Origin of the sequence: Desulfopila sp. IMCC35008 (assembly GCF_010646885.2) — a bacterium.
GTDB lineage: Bacteria > Desulfobacterota > Desulfobulbia > Desulfobulbales > Desulfocapsaceae > Desulfopila.
Genome location: NZ_CP050700.1, coordinates 6,127,981 through 6,153,809, shown reverse-complemented (window position 1 = coordinate 6,153,809; position 25,829 = coordinate 6,127,981). Strand labels below are relative to the sequence as shown.

Annotated in this window: 20 protein-coding genes; 9 read left to right on the top strand and 11 right to left on the bottom strand. The window is 50.0% G+C overall.

Features of this window, described 5'->3' with window-relative positions; translation table 11 throughout:
- The 7 genes from GA520_RS26310 to GA520_RS26280 all read left to right on the top strand — a co-directional run bounded on the left by GA520_RS26310 (position 1) and on the right by GA520_RS26280 (position 8,296).
- Positions 1-1,923, top strand: a complete 1,923-nt coding sequence (locus tag GA520_RS26310; RefSeq protein WP_163336371.1) for an AMP-binding protein — start codon at positions 1-3, stop codon at positions 1,921-1,923.
- Entirely contained in the window at positions 1,923-2,816 is an 894-nt protein-coding gene (locus tag GA520_RS26305; RefSeq protein ID WP_163336370.1) for a branched-chain amino acid ABC transporter permease, read from the top strand. Before GA520_RS26310 ends, GA520_RS26305 begins: the two co-directional genes overlap by 1 nt.
- 2 nt (positions 2,817-2,818) lie before the next feature.
- Positions 2,819-3,913 (top strand): branched-chain amino acid ABC transporter permease, encoded by a 1,095-nt coding sequence (locus tag GA520_RS26300; RefSeq protein ID WP_163336369.1) that lies wholly within the window; start codon positions 2,819-2,821, stop codon positions 3,911-3,913.
- A 207-nt stretch (positions 3,914-4,120) separates the two neighbouring features.
- Positions 4,121-5,350, top strand: coding sequence for an ABC transporter substrate-binding protein (locus GA520_RS26295; RefSeq protein ID WP_163336368.1), 1,230 nt, complete (start codon positions 4,121-4,123; stop codon positions 5,348-5,350).
- A 66-nt stretch (positions 5,351-5,416) separates the two neighbouring features.
- Positions 5,417-6,235, top strand: coding sequence for an ABC transporter ATP-binding protein (locus GA520_RS26290; RefSeq protein ID WP_163336367.1), 819 nt, complete (start codon positions 5,417-5,419; stop codon positions 6,233-6,235).
- A 28-nt stretch (positions 6,236-6,263) separates the two neighbouring features.
- Entirely contained in the window at positions 6,264-6,662 is a 399-nt protein-coding gene (locus tag GA520_RS26285) for a universal stress protein (protein ID WP_163336366.1), read from the top strand.
- A 119-nt stretch (positions 6,663-6,781) separates the two neighbouring features.
- On the top strand, positions 6,782-8,296 hold the full coding sequence (locus GA520_RS26280) for an AMP-binding protein (protein ID WP_163336365.1): 1,515 nt from the start codon (positions 6,782-6,784) through the stop codon (positions 8,294-8,296).
- Positions 8,297-8,583: 287 nt separating this feature from the next.
- On the opposite strand, the gene GA520_RS26275 is transcribed toward GA520_RS26280, so the two are convergent.
- Together GA520_RS26275 and GA520_RS26270 are read right to left on the bottom strand one after the other, a co-directional pair.
- Positions 8,584-9,375, bottom strand: coding sequence for a protein-glutamate O-methyltransferase CheR (locus GA520_RS26275; protein WP_163336364.1), 792 nt, complete (start codon positions 9,373-9,375; stop codon positions 8,584-8,586).
- A 51-nt stretch (positions 9,376-9,426) separates the two neighbouring features.
- Positions 9,427-9,849 carry a universal stress protein gene (locus tag GA520_RS26270; RefSeq protein WP_163336363.1) on the bottom strand — a complete coding sequence of 141 codons (423 nt, stop codon included), beginning with the start codon at positions 9,847-9,849 and terminating at the stop codon, positions 9,427-9,429.
- A 680-nt stretch (positions 9,850-10,529) separates the two neighbouring features.
- Here GA520_RS26270 and GA520_RS26265 point away from each other — a divergent pair.
- Together GA520_RS26265 and GA520_RS26260 are read left to right on the top strand one after the other, a co-directional pair.
- Positions 10,530-11,468: a Trm112 family protein gene (locus GA520_RS26265; protein ID WP_163336362.1), complete on the top strand. Its 939-nt coding sequence runs from the start codon at positions 10,530-10,532 to the stop codon at positions 11,466-11,468.
- A gap of 21 nt (positions 11,469-11,489) precedes the next feature.
- A complete protein-coding gene (locus GA520_RS26260; RefSeq protein WP_163336361.1) occupies positions 11,490-13,541 on the top strand; it encodes a molybdopterin-dependent oxidoreductase in 2,052 nt (683 codons plus the stop codon).
- 142 nt (positions 13,542-13,683) lie between these two features.
- On the opposite strand, the gene GA520_RS26255 is transcribed toward GA520_RS26260, so the two are convergent.
- The 9 genes from GA520_RS26255 to GA520_RS26215 form a co-directional block, all read right to left on the bottom strand.
- The gene (locus tag GA520_RS26255) at positions 13,684-14,364 is read right to left on the bottom strand and encodes a DUF2064 domain-containing protein (protein WP_163336360.1); all 681 of its coding nucleotides are present in this window, start codon (positions 14,362-14,364) and stop codon (positions 13,684-13,686) included.
- Positions 14,365-14,381: 17 nt separating this feature from the next.
- Positions 14,382-16,493 carry an arsenosugar biosynthesis radical SAM (seleno)protein ArsS gene (arsS, locus tag GA520_RS26250; RefSeq protein WP_163336359.1) on the bottom strand — a complete coding sequence of 704 codons (2,112 nt, stop codon included), beginning with the start codon at positions 16,491-16,493 and terminating at the stop codon, positions 14,382-14,384.
- On the bottom strand, positions 16,490-17,182 hold the full coding sequence (locus tag GA520_RS26245) for a TIGR04283 family arsenosugar biosynthesis glycosyltransferase (protein WP_163336358.1): 693 nt from the start codon (positions 17,180-17,182) through the stop codon (positions 16,490-16,492). The genes arsS and GA520_RS26245 overlap by 4 nt, the downstream gene beginning before the upstream one ends.
- Positions 17,183-17,393: 211 nt before the next feature.
- Complete coding sequence (locus GA520_RS26240) at positions 17,394-19,268, bottom strand: chorismate-binding protein (RefSeq protein ID WP_163336357.1); 1,875 nt, start codon at positions 19,266-19,268, stop codon at positions 17,394-17,396.
- A 401-nt stretch (positions 19,269-19,669) separates the two neighbouring features.
- Positions 19,670-20,836: an isovaleryl-CoA dehydrogenase gene (locus GA520_RS26235; RefSeq protein WP_163336356.1), complete on the bottom strand. Its 1,167-nt coding sequence runs from the start codon at positions 20,834-20,836 to the stop codon at positions 19,670-19,672.
- 40 nt (positions 20,837-20,876) lie between these two features.
- Positions 20,877-22,826 (bottom strand): acetoacetate--CoA ligase, encoded by a 1,950-nt coding sequence (locus GA520_RS26230; protein WP_163336355.1) that lies wholly within the window; start codon positions 22,824-22,826, stop codon positions 20,877-20,879.
- A gap of 79 nt (positions 22,827-22,905) precedes the next feature.
- Complete coding sequence (locus tag GA520_RS26225) at positions 22,906-23,496, bottom strand: Zn-ribbon domain-containing OB-fold protein (RefSeq protein WP_163336354.1); 591 nt, start codon at positions 23,494-23,496, stop codon at positions 22,906-22,908.
- 20 nt (positions 23,497-23,516) lie between these two features.
- Positions 23,517-24,944, bottom strand: a complete 1,428-nt coding sequence (locus GA520_RS26220) for a thiolase domain-containing protein (RefSeq protein ID WP_163336353.1) — start codon at positions 24,942-24,944, stop codon at positions 23,517-23,519.
- 150 nt (positions 24,945-25,094) lie between these two features.
- Positions 25,095-25,592: a helix-turn-helix domain-containing protein gene (locus GA520_RS26215; RefSeq protein WP_163336352.1), complete on the bottom strand. Its 498-nt coding sequence runs from the start codon at positions 25,590-25,592 to the stop codon at positions 25,095-25,097.
- Between the last annotated feature and the right edge of the window lie 237 nt (positions 25,593-25,829).

Here is a 25,829-nt window from a genome sequence, read left to right as displayed (position 1 = left end):
ATGAAAGACAATAAGGACTTACTCCGGTTTAGCATACCGCAGCTCCTGCGCTGGCGAATGAAGGAAACGGGTGACAAGGTCGCCCTGCGGGAAAAGGATTTCGGCTGCTGGAACAGTTATACCTGGAAACACTATTACGAATATGTCCGCAAAACAGGACTGGGCTTACGGGAGATCGGCTTCGGCAAGGGCGATAAAATTGCCATCATCAGCGACAACATCCCCGAGGCTCTTTTCATTGCAATAGGCGCTCAGGCCGTAGGTGGTCTTTCGGCTGCAATTTACCAGACAAGCCTGCCCGAGGAAATAGAAGGCATCCTCAACTACCTCAAGGTCTCGGTTGTTTTCTGTAGTGATCAGGAACAGGTAGACAAGGTAGCCGAAGTAAGGGAAAAAATCCCGCTGGTCGAAAAAGTAATTTATGAAGACCCACGAGGCATGAGGAGTTACCAGAGTGACAGCTGGTTCATGTTTATTGACGAGCTCTACAAGCACGGAGAGAAAGTTTTCAAAGAAGAACCGGACATATTTGAAAAATTAGTCGACGAAGGCAAACCGGACGACGTCTGTCATTTTTGCCTCACCTCCGGAACCACGGGACTGCCCAAAGGGGCCATGCTGACCCATAAGAATTACATCAATATGGGCTTGCAGCTCACCGAGGTTGACCCGCTCGAAGATACCGATGAATACCTCAGCTTCCTGCCCTTTGCCTGGATCGGTGAACAGATGAACTCCTTCGGGGTGGCCATGGCCACAGGGATATCCCTCAATTTCCCGGAATCGGTGGAAACCAGCATGGAAGACTTAAAGGAAATCGGGCCTCACTTCATGTTCGGTGCTCCGAGAATATATGAAACCATACGTTCTCAGATATGGCTCAAGATTGATGAATCCTACTGGTTCAATCGCATGGTTTACAACTATTTCATGAAGGTGGGAGAAGAAGCGGCCGGGTACCGGATGACCGGCAGGAAGATGCCCGCAAAACTGAAAATTCTCGCCTGGCTGGGTAAACAGATGATTTTCAGGCCGCTTGTCAACCAGATAGGTTTTCTGCGATTGCGAAGGGCCTACACCGGCGGTGCCGCCCTGGGCCCCGAGCTTTTCACTTTTTACCAGGCCATTGGTGTCAACCTTAAACAGATTTATGGCCAGACCGAGATCGTCGGCATCGCCTATATGCACCGTGATGGCGATGTCCGCCCCGATACAGTCGGTAAACCACTGCCGGGCACAGAATGCAGGATATCGGATGAAGGAGAAATTCTATCTCGTTCCGATTCCGTCACCCCCGGCTATTACGATCTGCCTGAAAAAACAGAGGAGTTACTGGAGGGCGGCTGGCTCCACTCCGGAGATGCCGGCTATATTGATGAGAATGGCCACCTTGTGGTCATCGACCGTATCTCCGATGTCATGCACACCAGCGACGGTGAGATGTTCAGTCCCATGTTCCTTGAGAACCGTCTAAAGTTCAGTCCCTACATCAAGGAAGCGGTAATTTTCGGCGATAAGAGAGAATTTGTTACGGCACTCATCAATGTCGATCCCATTGTTGTCGGCAAGTGGGCCGAGGACAGGGGCATCTCCTTTAGCACCTACATGGATCTTGCCGGCCTGCCGGAGGTTGCTGAACTGATTCAGGGAGAAGTTGCCGCAATTAATCGCAACGCTGAAAAAGATCATTTTAAGATCCACCGATTTGCCAACCTGTACAAACTGCTCGACATGGATGACGGTGAACTCACCAAAACAGGGAAAATACGCCGAAAATTTGTCTCCGAAAAATACCACGACCTGTACGAGGCGCTTTACGAAAAAGAGAGAAAAGAAAAGAAGGTTGCCGCCCTCTATCAATACCAGGACGGTCAAACAACGACGGTTGACACAACCATTCATTTCTACACAATGGAAAATTGATGAGTTACTTCTTTCAACTGGTGGTCAGCGGAATTGTGGTGGGGTCTATTTATGCCCTCTCTGCTCTTGGTTTTGTTCTCATTTATAAATCCAGCAGGGTACTCAACATTGCCCACGGCCAGATCATCGCGGCAGGTGCTTTTATCACCTATGCGCTGACGGTCCAAGCCGGCATACCCATTTACATATCTTTTCCCATCAGCATGATAATAACCTTTTTCCTGGCAATGAGTGTGGAACGGGTGTTCCTGCGGCGGCTGATCGGTGAACCTATTATATCCGTCATCATGGTAACCATTGGCCTTATGTCCATCCTGGACGGGTTGATCTATCTTACCCCTTTTGGTACAGAGAATTTCTCCTTTCCCCAATTTCTGCCGACGACCCCTCTCACGGTGGGTGGGGTTTCCATCTCGTGGACCCAGCTTGTTGGCGTCATCATCACCTTTACGATGATTGCCGGTTTTTCCTGGTTTTTTAAGAAATCCACCATTGGTATCTCCATGCGTGCGGTATCCGACGACCAGCTGGCATCCATGTCCATTGGTATCTCGGTTCCCCGCGTCTTCGGTCTGGCCTGGGCCATGGCGGGCTTAAGCGCAGCTGCTGCTGGCGGGATTATCGGTAACATAACCGGCTTAAACTTCGATACCCTGCACGCCTTTGGCATCGTGGTTTTCCCTGTGGTCATCCTGGGTGGGCTTGACTCGATCCTGGGCGCAGTAGTGGCTGGCATCATCATGGGACTTATCCAACAATTCGCCAGTGGTTATCTGGACGGGAATTGGGGACTCAATGGTACAGCGGAGGTCATGCCATATGTAATCCTGCTGATCATTCTGCTGTTTAAACCCCATGGGTTATTTGGAATACACGAAATCGAACGGGTATAACTATGTCATCGAACCGTTGGCTGGCAACAGGAAACTATTTCACCTCATATAAAGAGGAGCAGCGGATATTTCTCACCCATCTGGATAGAAGCGCTATGATCATTTTCCTGGGCGCCCTGTTCTGCTGGCCGCTTCTTTTTAGCGTCGGCAACAAGTACATGTTGGTAATAGACAATATTCTGGTGGCCATGATCGCAGTTATGGGGCTCAACCTGGTAACCGGCTTTGCAGGACTCATCTCCATCGGCCATGCGGCTTTTGTCGGCATAGGAGCCTACACGGTTGCCTCCTTTGCCAGGGTGCTCGGTGACAGTCACATTCTGGTGACCCACTGCTGGCCTTTACTGATCGTATTGTCCGGTTGTATGGGCGCAGTGTTCGGGGCAATTGTCGGCCTGCCCGCCCTGCGCCTCAAACATCTCTACCTGGCTATCGCCACCCTTTCTTTTCAGATGATCTTTCAATGGGTCATCAATTTCATGAATTTTTTCGACCAGGGCCAGACCATTTCCGTTGGCAGGGTTTTCTGGTTCACCGGCAAAGTGGTCCGCAAGGAGCACTACTTGTTCTGGTATTATGTTATCCTCGTCACCCTTGTACTTTTGGGGTTCGCTGTCCGCAATCTGCTCCGAACCCGTTACGGACGTTGTCTTGTCGCCGTGCGCGACAACGACAGGGCCGCAGACGCCATGGGTATGCATCCTGGTTTCACCAAAGTTTATGCCTTTGGCCTGGCCGGTTTTTTCGCTGGTGTGGCCGGCGCCTTACACGCCTACCTCTATAGAGGTGTCGGCATAGACTCGTTTACGCTGCATCATTCAATTAATTACCTCGCCATGGCCATCGTAGGCGGGCTCGGAACACTGCAGGGTTCATTCTGGGGACCACTGGCGATCATGGTGCTGAACCTTCAGGTTGAAAGCCTCTCGGAGTGGGCAGGAAGCCACCTGACAGCAGCCACCAACCTTACAACAGCACTCAAGCCTCTGAGTTTTGGCCTTGTCATCGTGCTTTTCCTGATGTTTGAGCCGCGTGGCATTGCCAACTGGTGGCGTATAACACGCACATACGTAAAGCTCTGGCCATTCAGGTACTGACCTGCATCGTTATGAACCATGAACTATAGGAGGATCCTTCCCGGCACAGCGGGACTAACATAAGGCTCCCATGAAAAATCAACAATTCCTTCAAGGTAGCCGTAAAACGCAACTCACTTGTACCAGGGCACTACACCTGGTTCCGGAGGGCGGTACAGCAGCATAACAGGAGACGTACTCAGCGCAATTAAACGTCAAGGAGGAGACATGAAAAAGGTAATTTTGAACAGATGGTTCTTACTGTCGGCAGCGGCAGCTTGTTTGTTAACCAACCCGGTGCAGGTCCTGGCAGGACAGGTCCACAAACTCGGCCTTTCACTCGCTATAACCGGTCCGACCTCGGATGCTGGCAACCCATACTCCAAGGGCGTTGAGGACTATTTCAACTATGTCAACGACACGAAGATGCTGGGTGATGACACGATCGAGTGTACCATCCGTGACGACCAGTACAAAAACGATGTAACCAAAAGAAACTTTGAGGACTTCCTCGATCAGGGAATAGTTTTCTACCTCAACTACTCAACGGGCAGTACCCTCGCCCTGAAAAAGGATTTCGAGGAAGAGCAGATACCAGTCATTCCAGCATCCTTCCATGCCGGCAACCTCGATGGCTCCAACTACATTTTCCTGCCCATTGCCTCCTATTCGGCCCAGATGATAGGTCTGGCCGAATACGTGGTAAAAAACCATAAAGGCGACACTCCCAAAGTTGCCATGTTCATCCACCCATCCGCTTTTGGCCGGGGTCCCGTTGAGGATGTGCAAAAGGCGGTAGCAGCCGGCTTGAAGATGGACATCGTCGAAGTTGTCGAACATGGCAAAAACCTCGATAATACAGCCATGCTGAAGAGACTCAAGAGCAAAGGGGTGCAATACATCTTCAGCCATACTGTTCAGTCACCCGTTGCCACTATGCTAAAGGATGCCAGCAGCTTAGGACTTGTTGCGACGTCGTTCGGAGAAGAGGGCAAGTTCACCTTCCTCGGGGCCCATTACACAGGCGGTAACGATCTCGTTGCCCTGGCTGGCCCTTCTGCCGAAAACTATTTCTGGACCACCTCCTACATCGTCACCAGCGAACCGGGCAAGGGGACCGACGAACAGCTGGCCCTGGCCAAAAAATACAATCGCGACGACAAGGCCGCAAATTCACACAACTATGCAAACGGTATGATGGTCGCTCAAGTAGCCACCGAATGCATCAGGCGGGCAAAGGAGAAAGGCAAGGATATTACCAAGGAAACCCTGTATGAGGAACTGCAGGCCATGAATGGCGACAAATCTTTCTCACCGAGCACGACAGTGGGTCCGGTAACCTATTCCAAGACGGATCACGCCGGTGTCGATACGCTTCAACTCTACGTGGTGAAGGACAAGGCATTTAAATCGGCCGGTAAGCCTTTCATCCCAGAGTATACGAGCAAGATTAAATAGATTCGCTTCCATAGTGTCCCCTGCCAGGAAGGCAGGGGACATAAAGCACCGATCGTAAACCTCCCCATGAATAAAAAACTCTCAGAAAAACAGCTTGAAGTCAACAACATAGAGGTTGTCTATAACGATATCGTCCAGGTGCTTAGGGGTGTCAGCCTCAGTGTACCCGATGGCAGTATTGTGGCACTGCTCGGCACCAATGGTGCGGGTAAGACGACAACGCTGAGGGCCATAAGCGGCCTGTTGAAACCTGAAAACGGTTTTATCAGGGAAGGGTATATCAAGTTCAGGGGCGAGGATATCACCAACCAGCTCGGCACCCAGGTCGTCAAACTCGGGGCTGTCATGGTCCCAGAAGGCCGCCGGGTCTTTAAACACCTGACCGTGGACGAAAACATCAGAGTCGGCTCCATTACCCGTGGCGACGGCGCCCAGAAAATCAAGGAAGACCATGCCCTGATGTATAAACATTTCCCGCGATTATCAAAAATTACCCATCGCATGGCGGGCTATTGCTCCGGCGGTGAACAGCAGATGATCGCCATTGCCCGGGCACTCATGGCTTCCCCCAAGATGCTTATGCTGGATGAGCCGTCTCTCGGTCTCGCACCACTTCTGGTCATGGAGATTTTTGACAATATCCAGAAAATCAACAAGGAGATGAACACCACTATCCTGGTGGTTGAACAGAACGCAAAAATCGCGCTCGGCATATCGGATTACGCTTATATCATGGAATCCGGCAGGATTGTGTTGGAAGGAGCATCCGAAGAATTGCAGGAAAACCCCGATGTGAAGGAATTTTACATGGGCATCACCCGGGGAGGCGGTCGAAAGTCGTTTAAGGAAGTAAAGTCATATAAGAGACGGAAACGCTGGATGTAAAACTTGAAGATTGGCGAAAGGAGAACAGATGAAATTCTTAGTAGCCTATAATGGCTCTGACATATCAAAAGCAGCACTTTCGCTGGCAAGGACTTACGCCGATCTTTTTGGGGCGACAGTTCTGGTTGTCACCTCATTACCGGGGGGCTCTGGTGAAAAACCGGAAGAGATCGACAAAGCCAGCGAAGACCTGAAATACGCCGCAAAGTATTTCAAGGAAAAGAATATTCCCTGTGAGACCCACCAACTGGCTCGAGGCATGCAACCGGGAGAAGACCTGGTGTTGTATGCTGAGCAAAATCAGGTCGATCAGATTTTTGTAGGTATTGAAAAAAAATCAAGAACCCAGAAAATTATACTCGGATCAAATGCCCAATATATCATTCTGAAGGCGCCATGCCCCGTTGTCAGTGTCAACAGCGCCTAAACCGAATTTCATGATCAAGGTGTCGATTTGGAATCGTTGAAGCGTCAGGTCTGAGGCCTGACGCTTCAACGATTCCAACTGATCGATTTTCAGATATTTTCTATTGGAGGAAAGACTACATGGGACTTTACGACCTCTCCTTTTACGATGTCATACAACGAAACGCCACCGCCTTCGGCAGCAACCTCTGCTGGAAAGAAGTCGACGACGGCAGGCATCTCACCTTTTCGCAGTTTAAGGATCAGGTGGACATTCTTGCCACCGGCTTGGCCGAAATCGGCATCCGGAAAGGCGACAGGATAGGTGTAGTAGGTAAAAACAGTCTCGAGTTTTTCATGATATACGGCGCAGCCGCCTATCTTGGCGCCATCGTGTTACCGGTCAACTGGCGACTCTCAGCAGATGAGATGATTTTCAACCTGGGTGATTGCACACCCGCAGTCGTTTTCGCCGACGAAGAATTCCAGGAAACCCTTAATACCAAGAAACAAAAACTGACATCCGTTACAGCCTATTACAATCTCAAAGGAGACAACGGGGCCTGGCTTAAACATGGCTCACTTATGCAGTCGGCTCACCCTGTAGCTCCTGCCGACGTGGCGAGTTCCGACGGTTTTGTCATCATCCACACGGCCGCGGTCGCAGGCAGGCCGAGGGGTGCCCTGGTCAGTCACGGCAATATGCTCTACGCAAACCTGCATTTCCAATATAATATGGAGTTGACGCATGCCGATGTTCACCTGAACCTGCTGCCCCTGTTTCACGTGGGTGGCCTGTTCCTGGCATCCAGTAGCTTCCACGCCGGTGCTGCAAACATCAACATCAGCAAATTTGAGGGTGCGGCAGCGGCCGAACTTATCCAGGAGTACAAGGTCAGCCACTTCTTCGATTTCCCTCCCATCCTGGAAACGGTACTCACGGCCGCAGAAAATGGCGGTAACGACATAGGCTCCCTTCGGGCGGTGATCGGTCTGGGAACACCTGAGAGCATCGACCGGTTCCAGTCGGCCACTGGAGGTTTCTACTATGTGATGTACGGCCAGACAGAGACATCCTGTCTTGCCTCTATAGGCAAATACAGCGATCGTCCCGGCTCGGCCGGAAAGACCATTTCCCTTGGCAATGTGCGGCTGGTTGATGAACATGACAAGGTCGTTACAGCCGGTGAGGTGGGTGAAATTACGCTCAAGGGCCCCATGGTCTTCAAGGGCTATTGGGGGCTTGATGCAGACAACGAGTATACGTTCAGGGACGGTTGGCACCATACCGGTGATCTCGGCCGTTTTGATGCAGATGGCTTCCTGTTCTATGCCGGCCGCAAGGCGGAGAAGGAACTGATAAAACCTGGGGGCGAAAATGTGTATCCCGCTGAGGTGGAAAAGGTAATTCTGCAGCACCCCGCAGTGGAACAGACGGTGGTTATAGGTGTACCCGACCCGAAATGGAAGGAGGGCATAAAAGCCGTCTGTCAGTTGAGAAAAGGAAAAACCCTGGAACCGCAGGAACTGATCGACTTCGTGGGTGAGCGTATTGCCCGGTTCAAAAAACCACAATATGTCCAGTTCGTGGAAACAATTCCTTTAAAAGATGACGGGGCCATCAACCGGGAAGAGGTCAAGTCTCGTTACGGCTGATCAGGATATAGACGCCGAACCAGTGTCGTTGCTGAAGCAATCAGCCACTATTGCAGAATTTTGTTATAATGCGCGTTACTTCACAGGCCGCCTTAACCTTGAAAAGGTTGCTCCGGTATGATGTTACCGGTGCAGGCTATCTCTATCCCCTATATTTCTCGTATCTGCGGAGTTCAAAGTCGAGGCATCAAGGGTGCAGCTATAACAATCTACTGTAATCCCATGATATCAAGTACGATATACTATGGACCTTACTGGGAAAACAGATTTTCCATGAAATATCGGGGCTATTCCCTCATTTGATAGATCATATCGCAATTTTTTGTTGCAACCAGATTACAAGGTGTCTCGGGCAGGACTTCCCGGGAGCCCGTTATAAGATAACCTCCCGGAAGTAATGATTGCAGGATGAGACCGAGAGCAACCGACTGAGCCTGGGAATTATAATATGTCAGAAGATTGTTTCGCAGAAAAATAACATGAAAGCCCCTGTCAGGAGGGGCAGTGAAAAAGTCATGATGTCTCCACAAGATGTATTTTCTGTACAAAGGCAAGATACAATATTCACCTCGTCGGCCTGACGGAATAAAGCAGCTTGAAAGCAATTGTGAATCTAATTCACGCAAACTGCTTTTCTGATATATCCCCTTTCGAGCACGTTCCAGACATGACCCATTTGCATCGGTCGCAATGACAGCTAGTCGTGAACAATCGGACCATCTCATATGGTACAGGATACTGAGACTGTAGACCTCTTCTCCGCAGCTGCAGCCGGCAGACCAGATTTTTACTTTATCTGTTTGCGCCAGCAGAGCAGGAAATACAGTATCGGCCAGGCTGGTCCAGAGCTTTCTATCCCTGAAAAACCTGGAGATCGTTATGCGCAAAATAGATAGCAGCACCTCCTCTTCAGCCTGGTCTTTTGCAAGTGTATCCAAATATTGCTTAACCGAGTTACAACCCAAAGCCTCCATATGTTTGCGGACCCTCTTCATCGGGCCCTTGCGGACTTTTCTATAACCTTGCCAGGACCTTTCGTAACAAGCCAGCAAAACCCTGAAATCTGAGTCGGTAAGCATTCCCTATCCCGGACGGCAAAAGTGTCCTGCAATTTTCTTTCGTTGTGAACTTTAGCGCACCACCAGCACCGGGCACTTGGCTATATGGAGGACCTTGTGAGCTACGCTCCCGATCAATAGTCCTTCGATGTCAGATAAGCCTCGCGACCCCATCACAATCATCTCACACTTTTCACGCTCCGCCACTTCCGAAATCATTGTCCCTGCAGGCTCTTCCATAAAACGTTCGATAACCTCAACCCCACTGTCAGAGAGCTTTTGAAGAAAAGGTGCTACCACGGCATCGGTTTCATCCATTATCTCAGATATGATGTGATCCCTGTGTGGCTGGCCAAGGATTTTGGGAAATCTCCGGTGGCAATAAATAAGAACGACTGCGGCATCAAGCAATTGTGCAAATTCTATCGCTTTCTCCAGAACCTTATCGGAATATTCGGAGCCATCTATTGCTGCCGCTATTTTTTTCTGGTTCATGCTCCCCCCTTTCAGATTTTCACGATTCCTGTATGGCTGTTTTAACGCCGGTTGAACCTGTTCCAGACAGGTAACCAGAAATAATCGGCAGCACCCCTTACCAAGGGTGCCCGATCTTACGGCTACTCGATTCCTGTTATTTTATCATACGCTATTCCGGAACTGAATTATAATTGCCCGGCAAGGTTTTGTGCCACTCCCAGTGTTGCTTACTACTGCTATGGCGTCCACATGGAATATTTTCCCTTCACTCACAGTCAAGGTTTGATCAATCCTGCTATCAGTCAGGGAGCCTTTGCCAATGTCAGCAATTTTTTTACGTTCTGTATTCGGAATACAATATGCTGCGACCTTATCCCCCTCCTGGCAATAATCAGAAGTCAATGCCGTCCTTCACAAGCATCTGAATACTTAAAATAAGTATATGCCTAAACAGCCAAATGATCATACTATTGACACCTGTATACTTTTCGTGAGCCAACAACAGTCATTATTTCAAACGTATGACTGCAGGATGTAAGAGCCACAACAACACCCGCTCAAAATCCCAGGTTCGACAAACACCATTCCGGGTCCTCTTTTCACCTTTTCTTCATCATTCCTATGGGTTATTCTGAATCTATCACTCTTGCGCACGATTTTTCACCTATCCGAAATTTTCAGCCAAAACAAGGAGAGCCATGAAAACACAGATGCTGGAGTTACTTATATGCCCTATTTGCCTGCCAAAGGAATTTCCGTTAATAGCCGACATTGTAACTGAACAAAATGGTGATATTGAAACAGGCAGCCTCACCTGTCCATCCTGTATGGTATCATTTCCCATAACTGATGGGATTGCCAACCTGAACCCAATGCATGAACCCTCAACAATGGCCACCAATAAGTATGAAACCGAGGCAGTAGTCGCTTCATACCTCTGGAGTCATTTCAGCGAGCTCACAGGTGATGAACACAGTTCACAGGCCTACTCGACCTGGGCAGAGGTCATAGAGCCTCACAACGGTATTGCTCTCGATGCCGGAGGAGCAGTTGGTCGTTTTTCATTTGAAATGAGCAATCGCTCCGACTTTTCAATAGGCCTTGATACGTCGGTTGCGTTCATACGGGTGGCACGAGAATTGATGAAAAAGAGAACATTGACGGTCGGCCTCAAAGATGAAGGGTCTTCCACCAAGGAGTTCACTGTTACCCTTCCCGATCGTTTCATGAGTGAAAAGGTAGAGTTCATTGTTGCCAACGCCCTTTCGCTTCCGTTTCGTGAGAACAGTATCGGATCATTCTCCTCGCTCAACCTGGTTGACAAGGTGCCTTCACCAATAAAACATCTACAGGAGATGAGCAGGGTTACCCGTAACAAAGAGGCGCAGTTTGTCCTCTCCGACCCCTTTTCGTGGTCAGATGAGGCTGCTCCCATACGTGAATGGCTTGGAGGACAGCCAGATGGCCCCTATACCGGTCGTGGTATTGATACCATCAGCGGGTTGCTCAAGGATCCGAAAGGAACCCTGCAGCCAGCCTGGAAAGTAAGTGAACCCGAAAATGTCTGGTGGAAAATTCGCACCCATACCAACCACTATGAATTAATCCAGAGCTGCTTTGTGCACGCAAAACGCTAAGAATGTAAGAGGACAACAACAATGATACACGATACTGTGTGCCGTCTTTGCTCTTCATGCTGCCCGATACATGCTGAAATCGAAAACGACCGGTTGATTTCTGCATGGAGAAAATCTTTTCTTGAACCGGAGAAGCGACTGGTATGCCCTAAGCTGAACCATGCACCTGATATTGTCTACTCTGATAGGCGATTAACAACACCCCTGGTTAAAACGAATAACGGTGGTTTCCGTGAAGCGGACTGGAATGAAGCACTGGATAAAGTTGTAGAGCTCATGACCCGCCACAAGCAGGAGGCGGGACCACAATCAGTATCCTGGCTGCGTGGAATGGCTGCAGACTGGGGCGCGCCCTGGGATTATCCCAACAGATTAATGCACTGTTTCGGATCACCTAACACCATAGGTAATGGCTCGATCTGTTTTGTATCTCGTGACTTTGCCCACAGCTACACCTATGGGTCCATGGCTTTTCCCGAAGCAAAAAGTGCTCAATGCATCATCGTTTGGGGAAAACACGACGGCAACACGGCTCTGGGAGCTGCAGAGGGAATCGCACATGCTCAGGCGAATGGTGCCACCTTGATTGTTGTGGATCCAGTCAGGACCAGCATGGCTGCAAAAGCCGATATCTGGTTGCAGATCAAGCCCGGCCACGATGCTCTTTTAGCAATGGCAATGATACATGAAATTATTAACCATGATTGGTGTAATACCGAATTCATTACGAACTATACAATTGGTTTTGATGCACTGAAATCTATCGCGCGTAACTACACACCGGAAGCAGTAGCCGATGATATCTGGCTATCGGCCGAGCAGATCAGGGAAGTTGCCCGCCTTTACGGTACCACAAGACCCGCCTCGATTGTGGACGGCAACGGCCTCGACATGCAGAGGGACGTATTCGATTCTACGAGAGCAATTGCAATGTTGCGTGCCATTACCGGGAACCTCGATATCCAGGGTGGAGATGTCATTCCGCAACCTGTCCCCGTACGTAATATCCAGATGAAGGAAAAATTGGCTAACGGCCCTGAATCGATCACCAAGCATTATGCTCTTTTCAACACTTTCAGCGAAACCTGGGGGAATCAGGTTCAAGGATGTATTATCGACGGCATCCTGGATCAGGTCCCCTATCCTCTGAAAATGGTTGTGGTCCAATCAGGTAATCCACTTGTGACCATGGCCGACTCAAGTCGTACCAGAGAAGCATTTCAGCAGCTGGAATCACTGGTGGTGATCGATATGTTTATGACCGAGACAGCCAAACTTGCCGATGTCATATTACCTGCTTCCAGCTGCTTTGAAAAAACCCAGTTGAATCGATCTTCCATTCGTAACAACCCAATCATACTACAAAATGAAGTAATCAGACCACTCCATAACTCCTGGCCGGACTGGAAGATAGTTTTCGAATTGGGCCGAAGGCTTGGTTTTACGGATGAATTCCCCTGGCATACAGCGGAAGAGGCTATTAACTATCAACTTGAGCCGACCGGTATTACTGTCAACCAATTACGTGACAACCCCAATGGTCTGAGGGTTGCCGAACTTCGCTATAAAAAATATGAGCAGGATGGATTTTCCACCCCATCAGGACACGTTGAATTTGTTTCTAATCGGCTTGCTGCAAAAGGGTTCCCGGCCACGCCCCTCCAGCATGGCATGGTCAACCCGATAAGCTTCAGCGATAGGGCTGAGGAGTTTCCGATTATAGGAATAAGCGGCGCAAGGGATATACGTTTTACCAACTCCCAGTTTTTCACGATCCCAGGCCTGGTCCAAAACGGTACAGGTTGCTGTGTCGATATACACCCGGAAGACGCAAAGAAAATGGGTATAACAGAAGGAACACAGGTCGCGGTCGAAACACCGAAAGGAAAAATCAAAATGGAGGCGAGAATTGCTTCCATAGTCCGGCCAGGCTCAATTCGGATCGCCTGGGGGTGGGGTGACTATAAGCCGCAAAGTGGCCTCAACCTACTGACAGAGAATGACAATCGTAGTGCTGTGACAGGTACTTCCTCTTGTCGATCATTTATGTGTCGGGTAACCCCACTTTCCTGACATCTTGCATGTATATATCAAGCTCATCTAGTTGAGATAACATAAGTGCAGCACCATGAGCCCTTTTCCCTATGGTTCGAATGCTATGTAATTTCTCCAATATCGAAAAAAGTTCCGGACGAACCATCCACAGAGGGATCGTTCAGGCACCAAGCTCTAATTGCAGCCATTCGAGTAGCGACTTCTGAACCGGATGCAGTTTTTCAGGCCTGCTCCGGAGTTCCTGAACCAGCCTGATCAAGTCATCATACAGGTCTATGTCGGTGATACTATTGTCCAGGAGGCGGATCGTCGAGTCCGGATCATATTCCTGTATATGCCGCATCAACTCTGCCAGCGTGTCGGTCTCTGAATAATGAACCTTTTCCCAGACTTCCCGGTGAAGCCCCCTCCGTCCGGCTGCAAGCCAGAAACCACCATCCGTCGCCGGTCCGAAGACATAATCGACTTTCGCCAGTAACTCAGGCAATTGGAGATCGACCAGTGGTGGCATCTGGGGGATATCGGTTCCGACAAGGCACCAGAGATTGTGACGCTGCAGGAGAGACTCCGCAACATCGTTCATCCTTCGGCCCAGGGAGTTTTCACTCTGCTCGATAATCAGGCCATTTTCCCAAAACGGCAAACAGCGGGAGCCCGGACCTGTCAAAGCCCAGTATCCGGTACTTATCGACTGTGCCTGCTCAAGCCAGGAGGAGGCACAGTGCAGGCAGTGCTGATAAAAGTGGTCAGTCTTATCTCTACCCCAGGACTCAGCAAGCCTGGTCTTCCCGCCGGAACCGGGTGTTCGTGCAAAGACCGCGACTCCCAGATCTGTGTTCATTTCAATCCCTGTTGTTCTCAGCAGCATGCACCTGAAGCCGGGTCCGCTCCCGAGTCATCATCATGGCTGCTCTGAAACGGTACCACAGAGCCACAATCGGCAAAAGCACCGAAGTGAACGGATTCGTCGCCCCAGAACTCAAAAAACTCAGCGAATCTGGTGGATTTCAGCATGTGCCAGGTGTTGGTACACACTTTTACACTCTGGCCCTTCTCGAAATAATGATGATTGTCCAGGGTAAATCCTGATTCCTGCCGAGAGATACCGCCCAGATAACGAACGGCCTGCCCATAATCTTCACAGATCGGCTCAAGCATATCGAGCTTGAAAAGACGCCAGGTTGCAGACCAGAACCTGGCTGGCTCCAGCATGGCGGCAAGATCACCATTGTTAATCGCGAGGACCCTGTCATTCACCAGGCGCGGATCAAGAAACCCGATAGACTTGGCCAGGCTCAGAAAATCCATCCAGTACATTGCACCGGCCAGACACTCACCCCAGAGGATATCATTGTTGCGGATATCCCAAGAGAGGCGTCGGTCAGCATAGACATCAGAAAAATACATCTCCCCGCCAGGCTTGAGGACCCTGTACACTTCACGAAGCACACTCGGCTTATCCGGACTCAGGTTGATAACACAATTACTGACGACAATGTCCACCGAATTGTCTGCAATACCGGACAGGTTTTCGATATACCCTTCAACAATCTCTGTATTTGGCTGCTCATAGCCGTGCCTGAGAGCATGCCACTGCTGATGTTTCCTGGCAATGTTCAGCTGTTCCGGAGTCATATCCACACCAATCACCCTGCCCGTTTCCCCGACAAGTTGCGCCAGAACGTAAAGGTCCCGCCCAGTACCACAGCCAAGATCAAGAACGGTACACCCCTCTATTGCCTCCGGGGAGACCAGGCCGCAACCATAATAACGATCCAGCACCTCGGTATGCACATTGTTGAGTGCCTGGCGCAACCAGGGGGGCATATCCTCCAAAGTGCAGCAGGCATCGGTTTTCAGGTCATTGCTTCCCTGCAGAACTTTGCCGTAATAATTGCGGACGGCATCGAGATCCATACTCGCTTCTGAACGTTGGGCAACAGCCGAATCCTGCTCTTTCAGTCCAACCGACATCGTGGTTTGCGCCACTCCGGCCTGCTCCATAGTGGAAACTTGACCGCTGCAGGAACTACCGCTGTTGGCTGTGCAGCCAAAACAGTGGGCGGCGGTTCGAATTTCCCGCTTCAGCCATTGATCCATGGAAAAATTAAATATTGTCAGACCCTGTTTCTGCTCAAGACCCATCATCTGGTTGAAATCGCAATCAAAAATCCGTCCATCCCAGCCAACCGACACCTGATACCTGCACATCAGTCCCGGCAGTGTTGCCGGGTTGAAACTGTTGACCAGGTTATCCATATATTCTTCATAGCACCCTTCCTCTGAAAGCCTTTTGAGATAACGGCCTATAGGCATATTGTTCAAGGCGTACAGTCCACTGAATTCAATACCTTTTGGCGTCAGCTTGCGCCGAAAATCATGCTCAATGGCAGACTGGCTTCCAGCCATACCGTTATCTGTCGGGTTATACACCAGATGCAGCGGCAGAATACTACCGTATCCAAGCCGGTTAAGCAGGCGCAGACCGTCCAGCGACTTCATGTACGCTGTCGTGCCCCGCTGGGCTTCCACTCTCTCCGCGTCCAGGTCCGGCAGTGAGGCAACAATCTCTATCTTTCTATCAGCAAGCCAAGCAGCCAGATCTTCAAAGCCTGGTTCAAGCAGAATGGTAAGATTACACCGGTCAATAACCCTCTTTCCGAGCTTTCTCGCTTCCTCAGCAAAATACCGGAACTGCTGCTGACCTTCAGGCGCCCCCCCTGTAATATCCACGACTTCTACGGAAGGTGTCGACCCGATCACTTCAAGGCACTTATCGGCTACATCCTGTGACATGGTCTCCGTTCTTGCCGGCGAGGCATCAACATGGCAGTGCGTACAACTCTGGTTGCACCAGCTACCGAGATTTACCTGGAACAGGTTAAGCTTTTCAGGCTGAAGCGGCCAGGGAAAGAACCGTGATGCATGTTTTATGATTTCAAACTTTTCTTCTACTTTCATTCTGGTCATTTACTATATTCCTCTACCAGCTTGAATGGGGAAACCCCACATTGATATCGGGTTAACATCCAGAGGTTGCGCATGGCGCTCACCAGGTAACCCCGCTTTTGAAAACGTCTGGCGGAGGTAATCAGCGGATACGGCAGAATACACATCTTGAGAGTATCGTTCACCCTCCTCCACCACTCAACATCTTCCATCAGTGGAATATCTGAAAACTGCAGGCCCTGCTGCCAGTTACTTCTATAAATGAAGAACCCCTGATCACCATAAGGCAGGTTGAGCAACCTGCACCTGAGCTGCACATTGAACTCATAGAGCCTCGGCCAGAGACCGGGAGTCCCCTCCAGGGAGAAACGAAAAGCCCCGCCCCGCAATTCTTCCTGGGCTGCCAGGCTTTCAAGCAATCCACAGTAGCTTGCCACTGGCAGGGTGGAGTCAGCATGCAAAAAGAGCAAGACATCAGAGGTGGCCAAATCGGCCCCAGCGTTGAGCTGAGCTCCTCTGCCCCTGCCCTCGCAGCAAAGGAGTACCCCGTTTTTCTCAGCAATAATTGTAGAGTTGTCGACACTGCCACCATCGCTGACGATTATTTCCAGTGGTGGTGTGAGCGCCTGCAACTGGGGAAGCAGCCTGCTGAGATTGGTCTCTTCATTTAATGTGGGAATTATTACCGAGACGGTGAACTGTGATATCATGCTCTTGAAACCCTCAGATTAGGTGCTGCTCCATGAAACAAACAGAAACACCGGTTAATACTACCTTTTCAATATTTTGAGTTCAATAGAGATCATTTTATTCCCCAAAAGACAGGATCCTCTCCTGAAAGAGTAAGATGTAAGCTGAAGCAGGCAATGAAAGTAAGGTTCTCCTTAGGTTTTGGGTACCCCGAATGAACGTACCTTGCGATCAGCTCAGCAACCGACTCACAGTCTCCTGCAAAATAAAGAAACCGTTCTTGGTCAACAACGATTCCGGATGAAACTGGTAGCCGACAAAAAACTGCCCCCGAATTGCCACCAGCTCATTGGATTCGACAATGGTCGCGAACTCCACACCGGACATATACCCAGGGGTCTGGGGAGCGAATGTGTTGTAGAAACCGACTAGTTCATGGTGACCAAAGAGGTTGATTCGCAGTTGCGTTCCCTGCAGGGGGCGCTCCTTGCGCCGGACCTCGATACCCAGACTGCGGCAGAGAATCTGGTGTCCAAGGCAGATGAACAGCGACGGTTTCCTCCTTTTTACCAGCTCACCAGCAATCCCCAGGTTGATGGCGATCTTCTCGACCTCATCCTCATTAGGATTTCCAGGGCCGGGACCGAGCAGGGTGAGATCACTGTCATCACGATCCATGTCATATTCATCAAAGCGCACCACCGAAACACAGATGTCCATACAGCGGAACATATGGGCCAGCATATATACGAAATCGTCCTCGTTGTGGATTATGGTGATCCGTATCTTTTTCGTCCGGGTCCTAATCTCCCGCGTCTCCTGCCTGAAGAACCAGAAGTTCGAGAGGTTCTGGTTGCGCTGCACCATCGTCTCGATTATCTCGTCGTCGTTATAGAGCCGGGTAAGTTCAGGCGGTCGGGCCGGGGCAACACTGTCAGGAAGGATGGTGGAGAGCAGGGCAGCCCCCTTGGCCTTCGCCTCGGCAACCTCTTTTGCAGGTACAGAGTCCTTTACCAGAGTGGCCCCGACGCTGAACTGCAAGCGACCGTCTCGGTCGATCTCGGCGGTCCGTATGGTGATAGGGGAGTCGAGAAAATCCCGGCCGTCTTCCTCCCTGCCCACCAGCATCAAGGCGCTGCCGTAATACCTGCGTGAGGCTGTGGAATATTTTTGTATGATTTTGCAGGCATTTTCAACCGGACTGCCAACCACGGTGGCGGCAAACATCGAAATGCTGAAGAGTTCGAAGATATCCTTATCGCTCTCTCCGGACAACAGGTATTCGGAATGGATAAGCCGTGACATCTCCTTGACCAGCGGACCTATGATGGCCCCACCCCGATCACACATCCGGGCCATCATCTTCAGCTCTTCGTCCACCACCATGAAAAGCTCGTCGATTTCCTTCTCGTCCTGTAAAAACTTCAGCAGGTCCGCCTTAAAGGCTTTGCGGCTGGACCAGTCCCGATCCTTCCGCAAGGTACCGCTGATGGGGTTCATCTTGACCCGACCGCCGGTAACCGACAGATGACGCTCCGGGGTTGAACCGATAAAAAATCGATGGGTATCATAGAAAAGAAATTTCCAGTAGGTACCATAATCGTTTTCGATCAGTGACTTGAAAATCGCCAGTCCTTTGCGCACCGAAAAATCTTCAATTTTTCCCCGGCCGTTGCGCGGAACCACAAAATTTGCCCCTTCGCCGTTTCCGATTTCATTTTCCACGATCTCACGGATTATCCGTCCGTACTCATCTTCCGAAGTGTCGTAGCTGATATCCTCTGACAGCCGGATCTCCTCATCGGCAAGAGAGGCAAGGAACTTTCGGGCATCGAGATCCTCCTGTCGATCAATACGGATAGTCAGAATCTCTTCCCCGTCATCATGGGCCCTGTAGCCCCGTTCACGTATCTGGCAGAACGGAACCACACTTATCGTATCGTAGCTTCGGCCGCCGCTGGTCGACCCGATACGGCGGGGAATATCCTTTATGGTACGGCAACTCCCATATTCTCCGGAAAGAAAAAGGATTTCTTCACTGTCCTGCTTCTGGATCAGGCAAAATGGGGTGGTGCCGCCGGTAATGGTATCAATGAGCTGTTGCATGACTACTCTCCTGTTACAGTTTTAATGATGACCGCCCCGGATGCTGAAGGCCCTGTAGAACAGAAAAGCATAAAAAAAGGCCCTTGCAGACCGGGTTCGGTTTGCAAGGGCCTTATTTGTTTCTTATACAATAATCTACACCATGCCGTCACCGATCCCCTGTCGCCATATTGCGCCAGCTCCGCCAATTACGCCAATTGGTGGCTTCTGCATGGATTGCACTGCTGGGGGGCATAACTGTCACGGTGTCCTTTCTTATTGTGCGTGTTAATAAAACAACGATGTGCAAACAATGGTCAAAATCAGACCTCTTGTCAATAGAATTCCAGGTGGTGATAGTGGTGAAGGGGGGCCCGGCAATAATGGCAAAGCATCACCAACACTATGCTCCCCAATCAGAATTACATAGTATCGCGAAACAATTCCCGGCCTATCAGCATCCTGCGGATTTCAGAGGTGCCAGCACCTATCTCATAGAGTTTTGCATCCCGTAACAACCTGCCGGTGGGGTAATCGTTGATATAGCCGTTCCCCCCGAGGCATTGGATCGCCTCCAATGCCATGGCTGTTGCCCTCTCCGACACGAACAGTATGGCCGAAGCCGCATCCTTACGGATCCTTGATTTATTATCTGCAGCCCTCGCTACGGTATAGACGTAGGCTCTGCTGGCATTCCAGGCCGAATACATATCTGCCAGTTTACCCTGCATGAGCTCAAATTCACCGATGGGACGGTCAAACTGTTTTCGCTCATGGACATAGGGCAGCACCACATCCATACAGGCTGCCATAATGCCGAGAGGGCCGCCGGACAATACCAATCGCTCATAGTCGAGACCGCTCATTAATACCTCAACACCCCTGTCCACGTTTCCGAGGATATTTTTTTTGGGCACGACACAATTTTCAAAGACCAGCTCACAGGTCGCCGAACCCCGCATACCGAGTTTATCAAGCTTAGGTGAGGTGGAAAATCCGTCCATCGTCTTCTCCACCAGAAAAGCTGTTATCCCCTTATGCACCATCTTTGGCGTTGTCTTGGCATACACCACCAGGATGTCAGCATAAGGACCATTCGTTATCCACATTTTTGTGCCGTTCAGCACGTACGAGTCCCCCTCCTCCCTTGCCGACAGTCGCATACTAACCACATCGGAGCCGGACCCCGCCTCACTCATGGCAAGGGCTCCGACATACTCGCCAGAAACAAGTCCGGGGAGATATTTCTTTTTCTGCTCCTCGGTACCGTTGAGTTTTATCTGGTTGACGCAGAGATTCGAATGAGCACCGTAGGCCAACCCTACAGCTGCTGAGCCACGACTGAGTTCTTCCATGGTGATCACATGTTCGAGATACCCCATCTCCGCACCGCCGTATTCATCACTCACGGTAATTCCCAGCAATCCCATGTCACCCATCTTCCGCCAGAGCTCATGGGGAAACTGGTCCTTTTTGTCTATCTCATCCGCCAGCGGGGTAATCTCGGTACCAACAAACCCCTGTACAGATTCCCGCAGCAGATTCGCGGTTTCTCCCAGACCGAAATTCAATTGCGAGTATGTCTTCATAACGTCTCCCCGGTTAAGGAACTATCAATTACCAGCACCCCTAAGACTCCAGTTCCTTCAGGTGTAAAAAATTATCGAGTGCTTCAGGGTTCCTGAGCGCCATCTTGTTTTTCACCTCTTCACCATGAATTACCTTCTGCACCGCCAGTTCAACCTTTTTCATATTCAGTGTATAGGGGATATCCGGCACGCTTATTATTTTGGCAGGTACGTGTCTCGGCGAAGCCATTAAGCGGATTTTTTGTATAACTTCCCCTTTCAAGTCCTCACTCAACACTCCATCCTGTTTCATTTTCACAAAGAGGATCACCCTGACATCGTTTTGCCATTTCTGGCCGACGACGACGGAGTCTTCGATCTCCTCCATCCGGTCCAGGATGCTGTAAATTTCTGAGGTGCCGATCCTCACCCCGCCAGGATTGAGGGTTGCATCCGAACGGCCGTACATGATCACCCCGCCACGCTCGGTGAACTCGATAAAATCGCCATGAGTCCACACCCCCGGAAAACTATCAAAATAGGCAGAGTGATACGCTTGACCATTTTCATCGTTCCAGAAATAGATGGGCATCGAAGGAAACGGGGCCGTACAGACCAACTCTCCTTTTTGGCCGACGACAGGTTCACCAGCAGGGTTATACGCATACACCTTCATTCCCAGTGCCAAACACTGAATCTCCCCTTCATACACAGGCCCCATAGGGTTACCGAGAACAAAACAACCGTTCAGATCCGAACCTCCCGAAATGGAGGCCAGCTGCATGTCGGCCTTGATATGATCATAAATAAAGTGAAAATCTTCTTTTGAAAGTGGTGAGCCCGTGGACAAAAGAGCCTTCAATGGTTGAAAATCAAACTGATCCGACGGTTTGATCCCACTTTTTTTCAATGCCGCGATGTATCCGGCACTCGTGCCGAACAGTGATATCTTTTCATCCTGAGCCATCTGCCACAAGGCCTCCGGTCCCGGATGAAAGGGGTTGCCATCATAAAGAACCAGGGTTGCTCCCACGGCCAGGGAGGTAGTGAGCCAATTCCACATCATCCAGCCACAAGTGGTGAAATAGAAAATGGTGTCTTCCCTTTTCAGGTCTGAATGAAGCACCAACTCTTTCAGCTGATTCAGGAGGACCCCTCCTGCGCCTTGCACCATACATTTCGGCAGTCCCGTGGTACCCGATGAATACATGATATACAGCGGGTGATTAAAGGGGAGTTGGTTAAAGGCTATTTCTTCTGCATCATTATCTATAAAATCGGCAAAATGGACAGCATTGGGAATACCTGACAACGGTGGTTCTTCACGGGTGTAGGGAACAATAACGATTTTTTCAAGCGAAGGAATCTCACCCACAATTCCAGCTATTTTCTCCAGGCTGTCTAGTGGCTGCCCCTTAAAGAAATAACCATCGGCGGTGAACAGTATTCTAGGTCTGGTTTGACCGAAACGGTCCAGAACACCTTTCACCCCAAAATCAGGAGAACAGGACGACCATATAGCTCCCAGGCTTGCTGCTGCCAGCATAGCAATAATCGCCTCGGGCATATTCGGCATAAAAGCGACCACCCTGTCACCCGACACCACTCCTGCTTTTTCAAGGGCAAAAGCCGTTTTCGCCACCATACTATAGAGCGTGCGGTAGCTCATTGTTTGACGCACCCTGTCTTCGCCCCTGAAAATGAGTGCTGTTTGGCCATCCCGGTAGCGCAGGAGGTTTTCGGCAAAATTCAGCCGGCTTCCCTCGAACCACTGTGCTCCCGGCATCTTTACCGGATCATCAATGACAGTAGTCCATTTTCGTGATGCCCTGATATCAGCAAACTCCCACCAATCTGCCCAAAACGAACCGACATCCTCAATGGACCACTGATGCAGAGCATCGTACCCGGAAAAAGTCCTGGAATGCTTGTGGTTCACAAACTGCATGAACCTGTACATATTGGTCGCCTTAATCCGTTCATCCGAGGGTATCCATAATGGTTTCACCATGGTGCACCTCTAATCAAAAGTAGCAAAACCACGAGGGTTTTCCGTTGCTCACCCATGTGGCGTTTAAGACAACAGCCTGCTAAAAAGAAAACCCTTCCGGAAGCTCTTCCACAGAGGTTCCTTCTACCACCCATGAAAGATCCAAGATAGTAAAGGTTGGGCTGCTTGTCCTGAAAATAGGCACAACTCTCAGGCCAAACTCCGGCTCACCTCGGCTGAGATAGCTCATCAGTATTGTCGCCACGCCATCAAACTCTATGTTTATGAATTTAATCGGCTTTTCAAGAAGGTTGAAAGCACCTGATCGCTCACACACCATAAAGGTATGAATTTTAGCCGATTTCTTTGCGGTTTCCGTGAGATCTATCTCCGTATTCCTGCCGAGACAATCGGGGCAATGGATGCGAAACGGCATAAATATCGTCCCCTTCAGGTCGCAGCCATCACTGTCGCAGCGGGTCGCCAGCAGTTTACCCTGGCCGAGAGATTCAAAAAAGACAGCTTCGCCCCCGTAGGAGTGCATATAGGTCATATCCCTCGGATTCGTCACCCCCAGAAGTTTCCAGCCATTATCCGCATCACGGATCGGGGTATTGGGTGTCAGATGATGAAAATTCCCTTTGGGCTTATACTTATTATCTTTGACATAAACCTGTCCGAACATGCTCATAATTCATCTCCTCGAGGTGGCTATTTTATAAGGTGATCAGGATCCATTAGAACCGTGGACGTCACATGGGAGCCGACACCGGCATGACTGATAGCCATCCCCCTTTTGGCATTCTCCACCTGCAGGTTTGTCCAGTCAGCCGGTTTTTCCCGGTTGAACTTTTGCCAGATTCGCTCATCGCCATGCAGCTCTTCCCACCTGTTCCAGATATGCAGTGCAACCTCGAAAGCCTGCATAATGCCAGTTGCTCCCACGGAATGCATACAGCCGATCAGACCACCGGAAATATTTGACGGGAGTTTACCCGGCTTGCCGGTATGCGGGTTGGTGTGATAGCAGTCACCCGATTCGACATAGTCACGCCCATAACCGTATGGTCGGATGCCGATATCTTCATAGGTCTGCACATCACTGATAGTAAAGGCATCATGGAGCTCCACCAGGTCAAGGTCTGCCGTCGGGTCGGTGATACCCGTCATTCCATACGCGTAGTAGGCAGCCATCCGGGCGGCCAGAAAACCGGTAAAACCAGGATAACGGTCACCGCCTGGAAATCGTTCGCCAAGATCTGCATACTGGTCTGCACTTTCGTTAGGCAACAGCGGGATTTCCATATCCATCCTGTCGGCAGGACGAAGGGTATGCGAACCAGCCGATACCCAAATTTGTAGAGGTTTGTTCTCACTCTTATTAGTGAGCCGCGAGGCTGTATCTTCATCACAAAGGATAGCGCAGGCCGCACCAACACTCATCAGGCAACAATCAAGGGCCCGGAGTGGGTAGGCCACAACCGGGGAATTGAGAACATCATCCACGGTTATATCCATGGGAGACTGGGCGAAAGGATTAAATCGGGCATAGCCATGATGTTTAACAGATATTTCTGCCAGGGTCCTCCTGAATGACTCTTCCGATTTCCCGAAAATCTGCCAATACCTTTGCGCCATAACGGCGTAATATCCGGTATAGATATGTCCAAGCGGCGACTCCCAGTCTTTATCGGCAGCACAGGAAATCAGAAAATTCCCTTCATCGGTGGGGACTTCATCCATCCTCTCCCAACCCATTACCAGAACACAGTCCGAGTAACCTGAAGCAACAGCTTTCATCCCTTCCCACAGGGTCGAACCGCCGGTGGCGCCACCCGTTTTTACACCAACGTTTCCGAGTGGGTCAAGTCCCAGCCGGTCATGGATGACCGACTCACCGAGCAACTGGTCCCCGAAGTGATCCGCAAAATGCCCGTAATAACAACTGTGAATGTCTTGTTTTAATTCGGCAGGGGAAAGGTTGAGCAGTCCGGCCGCCATAGTAAAGGCCTCGATGCAGAGTTCTTCGGTACGTTTATCCGGAATGGCTCTGTCAAATTTGGACTGGCCCGCAGTGACCATGTATACCGGTCTTTGCAGTTTAGGTATTTTTAGCTGTTGCTTACTGAATTTGATCATTCCTCGGTCTCCTCATACGTTAAAGGTTTAGAGCATTCATTACGATTGCAGCCGTTCTCTTTCGTAAAAGCCGGGGTTCTTTCTGATCTCCTTTTAAAATGTTGTATTTTCTATTTGTTTAATGCATATCCTCTACAATTCTCCTTGTACCTATAGGGTTCCCACCCAAAGAACAAAGCTTGTCTCTGTACTGGTATTGGTGATTTTCTGCCTGCCCGGGTCAGACCAGAAATGAACAGAATCCCCCGTCTCCATCTGATAACTTTTATCGCTGACCACCAGTTCAACCTGCCCCTTCAATACCGAGAGCACTTCCTGGCCATTCTTGATATTCTTTCTGGCCGGAATAGTCTTGCCCGGCTCTATCACCAGGATAGATGAGTCAATCACCGTCCTGTCTTCCGGTGGAAAAAAACGTCTGGTCACAAACCCGGTGTGTGAAAGTTCAATATCGTCGAGGTCAGATTTTCGTATAAGGACACTCTTTTCTTTCTGGTTTACCTGGGTAAGCAGGTCTCCTGCATCGACATCCAGGGCCTTGCAGATACGAAGCAGGGTGTCGACAGAAGGTGAATTCACATCATTTTCAACCTGACTGAGAAACCCTTCAGAAATGGATGCCATTTCGGCAACCACTTTAAGTGTCAACTTTTTTTCCTTCCTATGTCGCCGAACCAATGTACCTATATTCATGAAACCCTTGCAGAGCTGGTTAATATTTTATATTAGTTAATATTAACCTATATAAAATATTTATGCCAAGCAAATAAGAAATATTGATCGAAGTTGATTTAGGTATTAACGATACGTTAAGGTAGGTAGAGAGGAACAACATTCACCACATCAATTCTGTGAATGCTCTTCCCTTACTTTATCCACTTCCCC

Excerpts from the sequence above, each read along its gene's own strand:
- GA520_RS26305 (WP_163336370.1), top strand. The coding sequence starts at position 1,923 with ATGAGTTACTTCTTTCAACTGGTGGTCAGCGGAATTGTGGTGGGGTCT.
- GA520_RS26220 (WP_163336353.1), bottom strand. The coding sequence starts at position 24,944 with ATGATCAAATTCAGTAAGCAACAGCTAAAAATACCTAAACTGCAAAGA.
- GA520_RS26310 (WP_163336371.1), top strand. The coding sequence starts at position 1 with ATGAAAGACAATAAGGACTTACTCCGGTTTAGCATACCGCAGCTCCTG.
- GA520_RS26260 (WP_163336361.1), top strand. The coding sequence starts at position 11,490 with ATGATACACGATACTGTGTGCCGTCTTTGCTCTTCATGCTGCCCGATA.
- GA520_RS26280 (WP_163336365.1), top strand. The coding sequence starts at position 6,782 with ATGGGACTTTACGACCTCTCCTTTTACGATGTCATACAACGAAACGCC.
- GA520_RS26240 (WP_163336357.1), bottom strand. The coding sequence starts at position 19,268 with ATGCAACAGCTCATTGATACCATTACCGGCGGCACCACCCCATTTTGC.
- GA520_RS26300 (WP_163336369.1), top strand. The coding sequence starts at position 2,819 with ATGTCATCGAACCGTTGGCTGGCAACAGGAAACTATTTCACCTCATAT.
- GA520_RS26270 (WP_163336363.1), bottom strand. The coding sequence starts at position 9,849 with ATGAACCAGAAAAAAATAGCGGCAGCAATAGATGGCTCCGAATATTCC.
- GA520_RS26285 (WP_163336366.1), top strand. The coding sequence starts at position 6,264 with ATGAAATTCTTAGTAGCCTATAATGGCTCTGACATATCAAAAGCAGCA.
- GA520_RS26245 (WP_163336358.1), bottom strand. The coding sequence starts at position 17,182 with ATGATATCACAGTTCACCGTCTCGGTAATAATTCCCACATTAAATGAA.
- GA520_RS26235 (WP_163336356.1), bottom strand. The coding sequence starts at position 20,836 with ATGAAGACATACTCGCAATTGAATTTCGGTCTGGGAGAAACCGCGAAT.
- GA520_RS26275 (WP_163336364.1), bottom strand. The coding sequence starts at position 9,375 with ATGCTTACCGACTCAGATTTCAGGGTTTTGCTGGCTTGTTACGAAAGG.
- GA520_RS26225 (WP_163336354.1), bottom strand. The coding sequence starts at position 23,496 with ATGAGCATGTTCGGACAGGTTTATGTCAAAGATAATAAGTATAAGCCC.
- GA520_RS26230 (WP_163336355.1), bottom strand. The coding sequence starts at position 22,826 with ATGGTGAAACCATTATGGATACCCTCGGATGAACGGATTAAGGCGACC.
- GA520_RS26255 (WP_163336360.1), bottom strand. The coding sequence starts at position 14,364 with ATGAACACAGATCTGGGAGTCGCGGTCTTTGCACGAACACCCGGTTCC.
- arsS (WP_163336359.1), bottom strand. The coding sequence starts at position 16,493 with ATGACCAGAATGAAAGTAGAAGAAAAGTTTGAAATCATAAAACATGCA.
- GA520_RS26290 (WP_163336367.1), top strand. The coding sequence starts at position 5,417 with ATGAATAAAAAACTCTCAGAAAAACAGCTTGAAGTCAACAACATAGAG.
- GA520_RS26295 (WP_163336368.1), top strand. The coding sequence starts at position 4,121 with ATGAAAAAGGTAATTTTGAACAGATGGTTCTTACTGTCGGCAGCGGCA.
- GA520_RS26265 (WP_163336362.1), top strand. The coding sequence starts at position 10,530 with ATGAAAACACAGATGCTGGAGTTACTTATATGCCCTATTTGCCTGCCA.